This is a genomic window from Paenibacillus sp. 01T431, assembly GCF_056398625.1.
The window spans coordinates 584,968-598,218 of record NZ_JBFTPT010000001.1 but is presented as its reverse complement, the minus strand read 5'-3'; the positions used below and the strand labels follow the sequence as shown (position 1 = coordinate 598,218).

Here is a 13,251-nt window from a genome sequence, read left to right as displayed (position 1 = left end):
AACTGGCAATTACTTCTTGCGATTTCATGACAAAGTCCAGTAACGAGATGCTCTTTACTGGACTTTACTCATTTTCGGCCAGAGATGATTAGAATGAACCTCGTGTAGATACAGGGCCGTTATCGATAACCGCTGCAATACGTTCTAGTGTCTCATGATCAAGTTCAATACCTGATGCCTTCACGTTTTCTTCGACCTGATCGGGACGGCTTGCACCAATCAAAGCGCTCGATACGTTCGGCTGGCGCAAAATCCATGCGAGCGACAGCTGACCCACCGTCAGCTCCAATTCGGATGCGATTTCCTTCAGCAGCTCAACCTTCGCCAGCTTTTCCTCCGTTATGCGGTTTTTAAAATTTTCTTGCTTCGCGGCTCGCGACTCTTCTGGCACTTGTTGATTGGAAGAGTACTTCCCTGTGAGCAGCCCTTGCGCTAGCGGCGAGAACACGACCTGCCCAAAGCCCYTTTTAATGCCTAGCGGTATAATCTCCTTCTCGATATAGCGCTCAAACAAATTATAGATTGGCTGATTCACGACAATACGATCGAGTAAATATTTGTCTGCGATGGCGAACGCTTCGGTTATTTGAGCAGCCGTCCATTCGCTGACGCCGACATAATGCACCTTACCTTGACGGACCAAATCCTCAAAGGCGCGCAGCGTTTCTTCAAGCGGCGTCTCCTGATCAAAGCGATGGCTGTAGAACACATCTACGTATTCAAGTCCAAGCCTCTTCAAGCTTGCATTTGCTGATTCAATAACATGTTTGCGAGAGAGTCCGCGATCATTCGGTCCATCGCCAATTTTTCCATAGACCTTGGTCGCCAGCACATAGGATTCACGGGGATAAGCACGCAGCGTTTCTCCGACTACTTTCTCGGCTTCACCTTTCGCATACACATTAGCTGTATCAAAAAAATTAATGCCAAGATCATACGCCGTTTGAATCGACTTCACTGCATTTTCACGCTCGACATAACCGCCGTACGTCAGCCAGCTCCCGAGACTAATCTCACTAACCTTTAACCCGCTTGCGCCTAAATTTCGATATTGAATCGCCATATGAACAACCTCCTCAAAATGTATACAAATGTTAGTTTTCTGCTGCGGCAGCGGAATGACAACTGCTGCCTCGTTATGGGAATCAGCCGTTTATCTTTTCTGCTTCTCTGCTTAAAGCCCATATCGCTTTATGTTTGTTTTCCGGCTTTTCCAGCCCTAAATTCTCGCGCAGCGTTTTGCCCTCATAGGCCGTTCGGAAGAGTCCGCGATTTTGCAGCTCAGGAATGACCTTATCAACAAACGTCTCCAACCCGCTGTAATAAATATGCGGCAAAATATTAAAGCCGTCCGCGCCGTTATTTCTAATCCAGCTTTCAATGAAATCAGCCGTTTGCAATACAGAACCCGTAAACGATACATGACCATGACCGGCTGCGCTTCGAGCAAGAAACTGCCGAATCGTCATTTTGTCTCGTACCGCAGCATCCACCACTACCTCCTGCCGGCTTGTAATGCCTGTCGTTATCGTTCCGTATGGCTTTGCTTTATCGACTGGAACAAGACTATCAAGCGGATATTCTGACAAATCGACTGTAAAATAGTTTGAAAGCCGCTTTAACGCTTGCTTCGTATTCAGCAATCCATTAAACTCGTCTTCGATATCGCGGGCTTCTGCTTCCGTATCAGCAACAATTGGACTAAGCCCTGGCATAATAAGCAGCTGATCCGGCGTCCTTCCATGCTTCTGCAATCTTCCCTTCACATCCGTATAAAACGCCTGGGCAGCACCTAATGTTTGCTGTGCTGTAAAAATAACATCCGCTGTTTTGGCTGCCAGCTCCTTGCCGTTTTCCGAGGAGCCCGCTTGCACTAGAACCGGATACCCCTGCGGTGGCCGAGGGATGTTAAGCGGTCCTTTTACCGTGTGATATTTGCCCTTAAAGTTAATTTCGTACACTTTGCTTTTGTCCAATGAGACATCTGCGGCTCTGTCATAGATCAGCGCATCCTCTTCCCAGCTATCCCAAAGCTGCTTCGTCACCTCAACAAATTCATCGCCGATTTCGTAGCGCTTTTGCACGTCTGGATGCTCCGTCTTATTAAAGTTTTCAGCATCATCTTGCGAATGCCCCGTTACGATATTCCAAGCAGCCCGCCCTTTGCTGATATGATCCAGCGAAGCGAATTTCCGCGCTACATGGTAAGGATCGTTATAGGTTGTACTAACGGTTGCGATAAGTCCAACATGCTTAGTCAGCGCAGCAAGCCCCGAGAGAAGCGTAAATGGCTCCAGTCTCCTGCCAAGTCCGGAATAGTTGTCTGCTGTAAACAACGAATCAAACAGCCCTCTCTCCGCAATCTTTGCAATGTTCGCATAATACTCCAAATCCAAATCTTCCTTTGGATTCGAATCCGGGTGTTTCCACGCGGCAGAATGATGACCCGCTCCACGCAAAAACACGTTAAAATGCGCCTTCTTGTCCCGCTTAATCTCGCTCATTTGCCATCCCTCATTTTCGGTTCATTATGAAAACACTTTAAGTTCAATGCTGCTGCTCAGGCATCGTTTCTTCACCACGATATTTGGTGCCATTGGAGTACTTAACAGGAATTTCTCCTGTTCATTCAGCGGAATTCGAATAGAAAAGAGAGTTAACAGGAATTTCTCCTGTTAATTTAGACATTTGCTGATAAAATCGCTTATTTCCGCCTATTTAAGAGGAACTTTTCCTGTTAAATGGCACCAATCTGATTAATTCTCAAAATTAGCTGGAGTTTTTCACGTTAGATTAATAAACAAGATAAGAATCCAAATAAAATGAGTCTAACTAAATAAAAAGAGACTTAGCTTATCGTCAGCTAAATCTCCGGTGGTCCGGTCGTATGGTATGGATTGTGCCTTTTATAAATAAATTCATTTCAGCTTGAACCCTTGACCTACAAGGAAGTCATGCAAATGATCACGCAGCCGGTCCGACTTAAACCTTCTTAACATTTCACGAGACCACCTTGTTTCCTGCTCTCCGCCTTTGCCTCCACCTTTGCGCGTAGCATAATACTCCCGAGTGATCGAATCGTAAGCAATAATTTCATCCTCCAACCCGCTCTGCTTATACGTTTCTTGATGATAGACAGCTGCGAGCGGCAATCTTGGACGAAGATCAGGCTCTTGATCAGCAGCGCCTACGCACATGCCAAACACCGGATAAACAAGCTCAGGCAGTTCAAGCAATTCAGTTATTTCTTTAGGATTATTGCGAATTCCACCGATATAAACGATCCCATAACCAAGTGACTCCGCAGCGATTGCCGCATTTTGAGCAGCCAGAGTCGCGTCAATCGTTCCGAGCAGAAACAGCTCCACGTTCTGACGAAGCTCTACATCCTCATGCAGCCTCGCTGCTAATCTGACTTTATTTAGATCGGCACACCAGATGAGAAACACCGGACTTTCAACTATTTGCTGCTGATTGCCGGCAAGCTCCGCAAGCTTTCGTTTCCGCTCAGAGTCCTTTACAGCAATTACGCTGTAAGCTTGGATATTGGATGAGGTGGAGGCTGCTTGCCCTGCCAATATGATTTGTTCCAAATGATGCTCAGGAATGGGTGAATCTTTATATTTGCGGATGGAGCGATGGTTTTTTAATAAAGCAATAACTTCGTTCATTGCTATACCTCCTCTACATGAATAAGTGCTCTTGAAACAAAAAACCGAAGACACAGATCAACTGTAGTCTCCGGTTTTCCGGTAGAACTATAATTCCGATTATTCAAACTGTTTTAGTGTGAAAAATGTACTGAAAATTTATCACGTAATAAATCTTTTGTCAATCATCATTGTTTATCGCAATACGATCTATCGTACCTTTTAGAAAAAAGTATATTGCAAAACATATTATTCTTAGTATAATACTCGGCATAAAATCAAAACAACTCAAATGGAGGTGAAATCTGTGGTTGATCTCATCATTATTGGCGCCGGCCCCTACGGAATTTCACTTGCTGCTCATGCAACCGCAAGCAAAATGTCCTATGTCCTTTTGGGTAAACCTATGTTTTTCTGGAAGGAGCAAATGCCGCAAAATATGTTCATTCGCACCCATCCCCGCTACATCAGTCTCTCCGATAAGGATGATAAATTCACCATCGAACGATTTAGCTGCGAAACCGGCATAGAACTGCAGCCTCCCTTTCCTCGTCCTCATTTTGTTGATTATGCCTTATGGTTTGCCAAACAAACCGACATCTCCTTCACATCGGAGCACGTATCAGAGCTTCATTATTCATCCTCAGGCTTCAGCGTGATCACTCACGAAGGTGAGCAATATCAAGCCAAACATGTGGTCATAGCTACAGGTTTGCAGCATTATAGCTACATCCCTCCAGTACTAAGCTCGTTGCCGCCTCAGCTCATCTCCCACACCTTCGCTCATCGTGATTTTAAGCCCTACGCAAACAAGAAGGTAGCTGTTATCGGCAGCGGCCAAAGCGCTTGGGAAGCTGCCGCACTGCTTCATATGGCTGGAAGCGAAGTTGAGCTTTTGTTCCGGCGTGACGCCGTTCAGTATTCAAGCGAGGATAATGTCGAATCTGGCCAGAAGCTCATCGACTCCGCTGAACAGTTCTATCTACAGCCCGACCAGCTCAAGGCGGAGCGGCGAAATACACCGCGTCAAAGCAGTGTTGCTCCTTTCTTAAAGCCCTACGTAGAAGGGAAAGTGACGATGACTGGCGGCGCAGCCATTACACATGCAGAAGCTACGATTGATGGCAAGGTGCTGCTTCAGCTTGGAAACAATGAAACTCGCCTCGTCGATCATGTTATTGCCGCTACCGGCTATCAGATCAATCTTGACCAAGTACCTTTTCTGCCGCCCCATGTATTGCAGCATATCGAGCGAGAGCCGTATTCTAATGCAAAATTCCCTCTGCTAAGCGCGCAATTTGAAAGCAGCATACCTGGACTTTACTTTGCCGGCCCACTAGCGACCTTTACTCATGGTCCCGCTTTCGGCTTCGTTGCAGGCTTACGCCAAGCATGCCGATGCATTATTCCTCATATCCAGCAGCATACGTAATAAAGCAGGGGCAAATGAATGTTACATTCACTTGCTCCTTCGCTTTCCTTCCTTAACGCATTCCAATCCGCTTAAATGAACAGCACAAAACAAAGGGGCCGCATTTTACGCTGCACCTTTGCTCTGGCTCTCTAATCTACTTATCTCCTATTGTCGTTCGGAGCGTTTCAACGTCTTTATTGATGGCCTCCGTTGCTTTGCGAATCGCAGAGTTTACATCCAACCCGTTGATGGCTAAATCCTCAGCCGCCTCTGTCAATCTTGTCGTTATTTCCAGTTCGTAGGGATGAACATAATGCTCCTGCAGCGGCTCGCCAATAAACACATTTTGCACCGTTTTACCCTGCAGCACTGGAATGTCCAGTCCATATTCCTTCTCCAGCTCTGGATTAATAACAGCCGGAACCCGGCCATTTCTAGATAAAATCCGCTGGCCCTCATCCGATAAAATTTCAGCAATGACTTGGAAAGCTTCATCCTTATGCTTGCTCTGGCTGTTCACCGAAAGCGAATGAATTTGCGCCTCCCTAGTTTTGCCCAGCTGGTCGCTAAAGTTTGGTGCCGGAGCGAAATCCCAATTAAACTCAACGCCCTGCTGACGCAGCTCCTCCAGCGGACCGATCATATTCGCCAGCCAAGTTACCCGCATGCCGATAATTTGATCCTTCATAAATTGATCGCGTCCCCAGTTCCAAGTATGATCTGGCGTTACGTAACCAGGAATTTCAAAGATGCGCTTGTTAAGCTCAAACACGCGCAGCCAGTCGGGCGTATCGAGTGCAGCATTTCCCGTGTCATGATCGACGTACGGCAGGCCCAGCCCTTTGGCTAGCCCCGTTAGGTTATCAACCGATAGACCAATATACTGCACGCCATTCTCCGTACGAGTCAGCTTTGCAGCAATATCCAGCACCTCATCCCAGGTCAGCTGTTTTTCTGTAGGATACGGAACACCAAACTTATCAAAAATATCTTTATTATAGTAGAGGATATGCTGATTGGAGTTAAACGGAATCGCATAGATTTCGCCTCCCTTGTCTTTCGTTATATCTTTGATGTAGTCATACAAAATCGGTTTGATCCGGCTCTCATCAAAATGATGGCGTTTAATCAGCTCTCTCAAATCCTCATAGGCGCCCGTTCGAATAATGCGCTGATGGGACGAAGAGGAGGAATAAATAATGTCTGGAACATGTGTGGAAAGCACTTCTTCATTTGTAGTTGTTGCTGCAGGCGTTATTCTTTCGATGGTTACATTTGGATATTTTTTCTTAATCGGGTCCGCGATGAGCGTATTAAATTCCACGTCTGGAAAAGTACCGCTCGTGCTGAAAAGGGTTAACGTGAGCGGCTCGTCGCCAAGCTTTTTAAAGTCCGCTTCTTCCGCTACGGCTGCGTTCGTTTCTTGCTGCTTATTTGCATTGCTCCCAGCCTTATTGGCCGGTGTATTATCCTTACTGGCACAAGCCCCCAATAAAGCAAACAACATTAAAATAACTACGCCTATCGTAAGTTTTTTCATGATTAAACTCTCTCTCCTCTATCATGAGGTACAGCTGTGTCGTTTAATAGCCAACAAGCTCTCACCTAGTCTTTTAAAGTACAGCTTTACTCTCATAACGAATATTCGCCGGCCGCTTCAATCCAAGCTGCTCTCGCAAGCTCGTTCCCGAATATTCCGTCCGAAACAATCCGCGATTTTGCAGCTCTGGAATCACCTTATCTACAAATTGCGTAAGGCCGCTCGGGAAAATCTGTGGCATAACATTGAACCCATCAGCAGCGCCGTTAACAAACCAATTTTCAATCACATCTGCAAGCTGAAGAGGTGTACCTGTAAACGTAAAATGCCCTCTGGCTCCTGCTAGACGATTAATCAATTGCTTCAGCGTTAACTGCTCATGGCGAACGAGATCCAGTATAAGCTGATGCCTGCTTTTGTTGCCATTAACCTCATCCGTTTCACGCACACCCTCCAAAGAAAGCGGCTCATCAAGCGGATACGCGGATAAATCAATGCCTAATCGCTCCGATAGCTGTTTAATTGCACCATCTTTATTTACATAATTGAATAATTCGCTCTCGATTTCTCTCGCTTCCTCCACCGTGTCTGCCAATATCGGGCTAATACCCGGCAAAATCTTCAGCTGGTCCGCCTCTCTTCCATACTTCGGCAGTCTTGCTTTTACATCCTTATAAAACTGCTGAGCACTTTCAATGCTTTGATGCGCGGTAAAAATAACTTCCGCTACCTTTGCCGCAAATTCCTTGCCGCTCTCCGAGGAACCCGCCTGCACCAGCACAGGATAACCCTGCGGCGGCCTTGCGATATTTAGAGGTCCCTTCACCGAATAATATTTCCCTTTAAAATCAATCGTATGGACTTTGTCCTTATGGACGCGAGTTCCTAACGTTTTATCATTAATGACCGCCTCATCCTCCCAGCTGTCCCACAGCTGCTTGGCGATTTCTACGAATTCATCTGCTTCCTCGTAACGCAGTGCATGATCGGGATGATCCTCCCTCCCGAAATTATGTGCGGCTGATCCAGCACCCGTAACGATATTCCAGCCCGCTCTGCCTTTGCTTATGTGGTCTAGGGAGGCAAATTTCCGCGCCACATGAAAAGGTTCATTATACGTAGTGCCAACCGTAGCAATTAAACCGATATGCTTCGTCCTGCTTGCCAGCGCAGCCAGCTCCGTGAATGGCTCGAGCTTATTGGAGCGTCCGATATAGCCATCAGCCAAAAATACGGAATCCATTAGTCCTCTTTCAGCCGTCTGAACGATTTGCAGCACATGCTCGAAATCAAGGTTGCGGCTCGGCTCCGCCTCCGGGAGCCGCCATGAAGCTTCATGGTGGCCGGTCCCGAACAAAAAGGCGTTGAGATTTAATTTGCGCTCCGATTCTCCCATATTTAATCCCCTCTCCATCGTCTGCTTATTGACCGATCGTCGTTTTTAAAGTCTCTACATCTTTATTGATCGCATCCGTTGCTTTGCGTATAGCCGAGTTAACATCTAGACCATGGATGGCAAGATCCTCAGCTGCTTCGGTAAGCCGTATCGTAATGCTCGATTCATAAGGATGAATGAAATGCTCTTGAATGGGCTTCCCAATAAAAACATTCTGAACGGTTTTGCCTTGTAGAACCGGTATTTCTAAGCCGTAATCCTTCTCCAGTTCCGGATTGATAATAGCTGGAACACGTCCGTTCTTAGCAGTAATCCGCTGCCCCTCATCCGATAAAATTTCCGCGATCACTTGAAACGCCTCATCTTGATGCGGGCTTTGGCTGTTGATCGCAATCGAGTGGATTTGCGCTTCTCTTGTATTGCCAAGCTGATCGCTGAAGTTTGGCGCCGGCGCAATATCCCAGTTGAACTCCACACCTTGTTGGCGCAGCTCCTCAAGCGGACCAACCATATTGGCAAGCCAAGAAACCCGAATGGCAATGTTTTGATCCTTCATGAAATGGTCACGAGTCCAGTTCCATGTGCCGTCCTGCGCTACATAACCCGGTATTTCAAAAATCTTCTTCTGCAGCTCGAAGACACGAAGCCATTCCGGCGTATCGAGTGCAGCCTGCCCCGTCTCGCGGTTCAAGTAAGGAATGCCCAGCGATTTACCCAAACCAGTTAAATTGTCTACAACAAGCCCGATATATTGAATGCCGTTTTCTGTTCTGGTCAGCTTCGTGCCAAGCTCGACCGCTTCGTCCCATGTCAACTGCTTCTCGGTTGGATAAGAAACGCCGAATTTATCAAAAATATCTTTGTTATAATACAAAACATGCTGATTGATATTGAAAGGAAGTGCGAGAACCGCATCTCCTTTGCCCTTCGTTATGTCCTTGATATAGTCGTAGCCAATCGGTTTGAGACGGCTCTCGTCAAAATGATGTTTTTTGATTAATTCTCTTAAATCCTGATATACACCCGTCCGAATAACCCGCTGCTGCACACTGCCAAATATAATGTCCGGCACATGTGTGGACAGCACTTCCTCCGGAGTCGTCGTCGCTGCTGGCGTTATTCGTTCAATGGTTACGTTCGGATACTTCGCATGAATGGGACCTGCAATCATTGCTTCGAATTCCACGTCTGTAAAGGTAGCGCCAGTGGAATAAAACGATAATTTCAGCGGCTCATCCCCAAGCTTCTTGAAATCCGCGGTTTCGGTCGCACTGTTCGTTGCCTCCTTCTTGCCTGATGCATCATTCTGCTTTGCAGGTGCGTTATTGTCTCCCCCGCATGCGGAGATCGATGCTGCAAGAACAAATATGACGATGATAACCCCTAGTTTCTTCATCCTATATCCTCTCATTTCTATTATTTATTTATATTTGCTGAAGATGGCGCGTATTGGCAGGACGCTGTAGCCCTAAGCTGTCACGAAGCGTCTTGCCTTCATATTCGGTACGGAATAACCCACGGTTTTGCAGCTCTGGAATGACCTTGTCTACAAAGGTCTCAAGCCCTGTAGGAAAGAGCTGCGGCAGCACGTTGAAGCCATCAGCCGCATGGTTTTTAAACCATTTTTCAATAAAATCGGCCGTTTGAAGCACAGACCCGGTAAACGTGATATGCCCATGTCCTCCATTGCTGCGATAAAGAAGCTGGCGAATCGTAAAGCTTTCTCTGCGCGCCGCATCGATAATAACCTCCTGCCTGCTGCGAATGCCGTTGAACTCCTCAGCAGGTTTTGCTTTACCCAGCGGCACCGGCGCATCCAGCGGATAATCATTCAAATTCACCGTGAATCGCTCCGATAAACTATCAAGTGCACGCCTTGTATCTACAAAAGCATGCAGCTCCTCCTCGATCTCGCGCGCTTCCGCTTCCGTATCAGCCACAATCGGAGCGAGCCCCGGCAAAATAACGAGCTCATCAACGGTTCTCCCATACTTCGCTAAACGTGATTTCACATCGTAGTAGAAGGCACGGCCTGCATCGAACGTTTGCTGCGCCGTAAAAATAACCTCCGCCGTTTTCGCTGCCAGCTCCTTGCCTTGCTCGGAGGAGCCTGCTTGCACGAGCACCGGGTAACCTTGCGGCGGACGCGGAATGTTAAGCGGTCCCTTCACCGAATAGGTATGGCCTTTGAAGTTGATCTCGTGCACCTTATTTGCATCCAGCAATATACCCGCTTTTTTATCGAAAATAAGGGCGTCGTCTTCCCAGCTGTCCCATAGCTGCTTCACCACTTCCACGAACTCCTCGCCCGTCTCGTAGCGCTGCGCATGCTCTGGATGTTCGTCTCTGCTGAAGTTATGGGCAGCTGAGCCCGCACCCGTCACAATATTCCAGCCAGCTCTGCCGCCGCTAATATGATCCAGCGAGGCGAACTGCCTTGCGACATGGAACGGATCGTTATATACGGTCCCGACTGTCGCAATCAAGCCGATATGTTCCGTTACAGAAGCAAGTGCTGCGAGCAGCGTAAACGGCTCCAGCTTGCTGCCGCCGCCTGCATATCCATCTGCTAAAAATACGGAATCCAGCTTGCCTCGCTCAGCAATTCGAGCCAGCTGCCCTAAATAATCAATGTCCAGCTCCAAATCCGGACGCGCATCTGGATGCCGCCAAGCTCCCGCATGATGGCCTGTCGCTCTCAAAAAAACATTCAAATGAACCTTTCGACTCGCTTCACTCATTAGGAATGCACCTCTTCTTCCGTTTTTTTGGCCTGCCAGCTATTTGCAGGTCTCGCTAAACCTAGATTTCCGCGCAGCGTTTGCTCTTCATAGGAGGTACGGAACAATCCGCGATTTTGCAGCTCAGGGATAACTTTATCGACAAAGCGCTCCAGCCCGCTCGGATACACCTGCGGCATCACATTAAAGCCATCGGCCGCCCCATTCTTGAACCACTTTTCAATGACATCAGCCAGCTGCAGCGGTGTACCCGTAAAAGTAAAATGCCCTCTTGCCCCTGCTAAGCGATTGATCAATTGCCTGAGCGTCGGCTGTTCGCGTTCTACTAAATCCAAAATAAGCTGGTGACGACTCTTCATGCCGCTTACCTGATCTGTCGTTTGTGCGCCCTCCAGATTGACAAGGTCATCAAGTGAATGATTAGACAAATCAACGCCTAAGCGACCCGATAACCGCTTAATCGCCCCTTCATGATCGATAAACGCAAACAGCTCATTTTCCAGATCCTGCGCCTCTGCCTCTGTATCCGCCAATATCGGACTAAGCCCAGGCAATATTTTCAGCTGATCCGTCGTCCTGCCATACTTCGCCAAACGTAACTTCACGTCTTTATAAAAAGCTGCTGCCTCCTCGAAGGTTAGTTGAGCAGTAAAAATGACCTCCGCCAGCTTAGCGGCAAATTCCTTGCCCGTCTCAGATGAGCCCGCTTGAACAAGTACAGGATAACCTTGCGGCGGTCGCGCGATATTCAGCGGTCCCTTTACTTTGAAATACTTCCCAGCATAATCAATCGTATGAACCTTGGCTTCATCGATCAGGATGCCGCTGATCTTGTCATTTGGCAGCGCGTCATCCTCCCAGCTGTCCCACAGCTGCTTGACGATCTCTACAAATTCCTCCGCTGATTCATAACGATCATGATGCTCCGGATGCTGTTCCCTGCTGAACTGCTCTGCAGCAGGTCCCGCTCCCGTCACGATATTCCAGCCTGCACGACCCTTGCTAATATGGTCTAAGGATGCAAACTTCCTTGCGATATGAAACGGTTGATTATAGGTCGTTTCTACCGTTGCAATTAGACCGATATGTTTGGTTGCTGCTGCTAATGCTGACAGCATGGTGAACGGTTCAAGCGATCCCGATCCCGCCCAGTAGCCATCCGCCAGAAATACAGAATCGAGCAAGCCGCGTTCGGCAATTTGAGTCAGCTTCAAGTAATGCTTAATATCAACGCCTCGCTCCGGCTGCGTATCCGCATGCCGCCACGATGCTTCATGATGGCCTGATGCGGCCAGAAACGCATTAAGATTTAGTTTTCTCTCCGATCCACTCATCGCACGACTCCCCTTAAGTCATTTTCGAATTAATTACCGTTGTTCAATTCCCAAAAAAAATAGCCAGAGCTGCCCTAAGGCAATCTCCGGCTATCCGGTCGATTATTTCCAATTAAACCAATTTGTTTTATAAGGATTATAGTAAGTGCTAAGAATTTATCATCTCAACTTCGTAATGTCAATGTTTTTTTGATTTACTATTCTACCAATCCTGTCCGTTCAACCCCTTCAATGAACCACCGCTGAGCGAACAAATACACGACAAGCAGCGGCATAATAATTAGGAAAGAGGCCGCCATCTTGATCGCTTCGGCATAAACCGTAATCTCCCCTGCCCCTTCAGCCAGCTTCATCTCGCCAGCCATTCTTGCCAGCGTAATGGAGAGAGGTACGTTCTCCGCAGTAAACATAAAGAGTGACGGAAAGTAAAAATCATTCCAGTTCCAAACGAAGGAAAATAGTACGACCACAACGGTAGCCGACCTCGACAGCGGAAACATGACGCGAAAGAACAGGCGGAAAGGGCCTGCTCCGTCCATACGCGCAGCCTCATCCAGCTCTTTGGGCAGTGTGGAATAGAAGGATCGATAGATGATAACGAACATTGCTCCTTTCAATCCATGGCCAAATAGAGCGGGGACAACCATCGGCAAAAACGTGTTCAGCCAGCCGAACTCTTTAAAGAGCATGATCGATGGCAAAATCGTAATTTGCGGCGGCATAATAAACGTAAACAACAGCAGAGCTCCCCATACTTTTTTGAAGGGGAACTCCAGCCTTGCGAACGCATAACCGGCAATTGCACAGGAGAATACCTGCAGCACCGCTACGGAAGAAGCCAGCGAGACGCTGATGAGGAAACTCTTCGTGTAATTCAGCATTTCACTCGCCTGCTGCAGATGCCCCAAAAATATGGACCGCGGCACCCAAATAACGGTTGGGTCAAGAATGTTTCTCGCATCCTTAACCATCGTCGTCACCATGTATAGAATCGGCTTCATATAGATGAAGGCGACATTAATCAGAATAATATAAACAAACAGCTTGAAGAGAATGCCCTTATCAATTTCTGCTCCAAGCAGCCGATACCTGAGACCAATCAAGCTTCTTCGCAGCTTTTCATCGCTATATAGATTAGCCGCAATCTCATTTCCTTTTTTCACAATTTTCATGAAC

General features: G+C 47.4%; 10 protein-coding genes. 1 reads left to right on the top strand and 9 read right to left on the bottom strand.

Annotation, left to right across the window (positions count from 1 at the left end; genetic code table 11):
* Positions 1–88: 88 nt before the first annotated feature.
* From AC1DM9_RS02520 to nfsA, 3 genes are all read right to left on the bottom strand, one after another.
* Positions 89–1,063 carry an aldo/keto reductase family protein gene (locus tag AC1DM9_RS02520; RefSeq protein WP_477578340.1) on the bottom strand — a complete coding sequence of 325 codons (975 nt, stop codon included), beginning with the start codon at positions 1,061–1,063 and terminating at the stop codon, positions 89–91.
* A gap of 82 nt (positions 1,064–1,145) precedes the next feature.
* Positions 1,146–2,504: an LLM class flavin-dependent oxidoreductase gene (locus AC1DM9_RS02515; protein ID WP_477578338.1), complete on the bottom strand. Its 1,359-nt coding sequence runs from the start codon at positions 2,502–2,504 to the stop codon at positions 1,146–1,148.
* Between the two features lie 414 nt (positions 2,505–2,918).
* A complete protein-coding gene (gene nfsA / locus AC1DM9_RS02510; RefSeq protein ID WP_477578336.1) occupies positions 2,919–3,671 on the bottom strand; it encodes an oxygen-insensitive NADPH nitroreductase in 753 nt (250 codons plus the stop codon).
* 286 nt (positions 3,672–3,957) lie between these two features.
* Between nfsA and AC1DM9_RS02505 the strand changes: the two genes are divergently transcribed.
* Positions 3,958–5,082 carry an NAD(P)-binding domain-containing protein gene (locus tag AC1DM9_RS02505; RefSeq protein ID WP_477578334.1) on the top strand — a complete coding sequence of 375 codons (1,125 nt, stop codon included), beginning with the start codon at positions 3,958–3,960 and terminating at the stop codon, positions 5,080–5,082.
* A gap of 136 nt (positions 5,083–5,218) precedes the next feature.
* Here the strand turns inward: AC1DM9_RS02505 and AC1DM9_RS02500 are convergent, their stop codons facing one another.
* The 6 genes from AC1DM9_RS02500 to AC1DM9_RS02475 all read right to left on the bottom strand — a co-directional run bounded on the left by AC1DM9_RS02500 (position 5,219) and on the right by AC1DM9_RS02475 (position 13,247).
* On the bottom strand, positions 5,219–6,604 hold the full coding sequence (locus AC1DM9_RS02500) for an ABC transporter substrate-binding protein (protein WP_441883633.1): 1,386 nt from the start codon (positions 6,602–6,604) through the stop codon (positions 5,219–5,221).
* Between the two features lie 73 nt (positions 6,605–6,677).
* On the bottom strand, positions 6,678–8,000 hold the full coding sequence (locus tag AC1DM9_RS02495) for an LLM class flavin-dependent oxidoreductase (RefSeq protein WP_441883636.1): 1,323 nt from the start codon (positions 7,998–8,000) through the stop codon (positions 6,678–6,680).
* Between the two features lie 25 nt (positions 8,001–8,025).
* Positions 8,026–9,396 carry an ABC transporter substrate-binding protein gene (locus AC1DM9_RS02490; RefSeq protein ID WP_477510648.1) on the bottom strand — a complete coding sequence of 457 codons (1,371 nt, stop codon included), beginning with the start codon at positions 9,394–9,396 and terminating at the stop codon, positions 8,026–8,028.
* A gap of 28 nt (positions 9,397–9,424) precedes the next feature.
* Positions 9,425–10,741 carry an LLM class flavin-dependent oxidoreductase gene (locus AC1DM9_RS02485; protein WP_477578331.1) on the bottom strand — a complete coding sequence of 439 codons (1,317 nt, stop codon included), beginning with the start codon at positions 10,739–10,741 and terminating at the stop codon, positions 9,425–9,427.
* Positions 10,741–12,075, bottom strand: coding sequence for an LLM class flavin-dependent oxidoreductase (locus tag AC1DM9_RS02480; protein WP_477578329.1), 1,335 nt, complete (start codon positions 12,073–12,075; stop codon positions 10,741–10,743). The genes AC1DM9_RS02485 and AC1DM9_RS02480 overlap by 1 nt, the downstream gene beginning before the upstream one ends.
* 197 nt (positions 12,076–12,272) lie before the next feature.
* Positions 12,273–13,247, bottom strand: a complete 975-nt coding sequence (locus AC1DM9_RS02475) for a carbohydrate ABC transporter permease (RefSeq protein ID WP_339204716.1) — start codon at positions 13,245–13,247, stop codon at positions 12,273–12,275.
* Between the last annotated feature and the right edge of the window lie 4 nt (positions 13,248–13,251).

What these genes read in the sequence shown, in the direction of transcription:
- AC1DM9_RS02515 (WP_477578338.1), bottom strand. Translation starts at nt 2,504, where the DNA reads ATGAGCGAGATTAAGCGGGACAAGAAGGCGCATTTTAACGTGTTTTTG.
- nfsA (WP_477578336.1), bottom strand. Translation starts at nt 3,671, where the DNA reads ATGAACGAAGTTATTGCTTTATTAAAAAACCATCGCTCCATCCGCAAA.
- AC1DM9_RS02500 (WP_441883633.1), bottom strand. Translation starts at nt 6,604, where the DNA reads ATGAAAAAACTTACGATAGGCGTAGTTATTTTAATGTTGTTTGCTTTA.
- AC1DM9_RS02495 (WP_441883636.1), bottom strand. Translation starts at nt 8,000, where the DNA reads ATGGGAGAATCGGAGCGCAAATTAAATCTCAACGCCTTTTTGTTCGGG.
- AC1DM9_RS02490 (WP_477510648.1), bottom strand. Translation starts at nt 9,396, where the DNA reads ATGAAGAAACTAGGGGTTATCATCGTCATATTTGTTCTTGCAGCATCG.
- AC1DM9_RS02485 (WP_477578331.1), bottom strand. Translation starts at nt 10,741, where the DNA reads ATGAGTGAAGCGAGTCGAAAGGTTCATTTGAATGTTTTTTTGAGAGCG.
- AC1DM9_RS02480 (WP_477578329.1), bottom strand. Translation starts at nt 12,075, where the DNA reads ATGAGTGGATCGGAGAGAAAACTAAATCTTAATGCGTTTCTGGCCGCA.
- AC1DM9_RS02475 (WP_339204716.1), bottom strand. Translation starts at nt 13,247, where the DNA reads ATGAAAATTGTGAAAAAAGGAAATGAGATTGCGGCTAATCTATATAGC.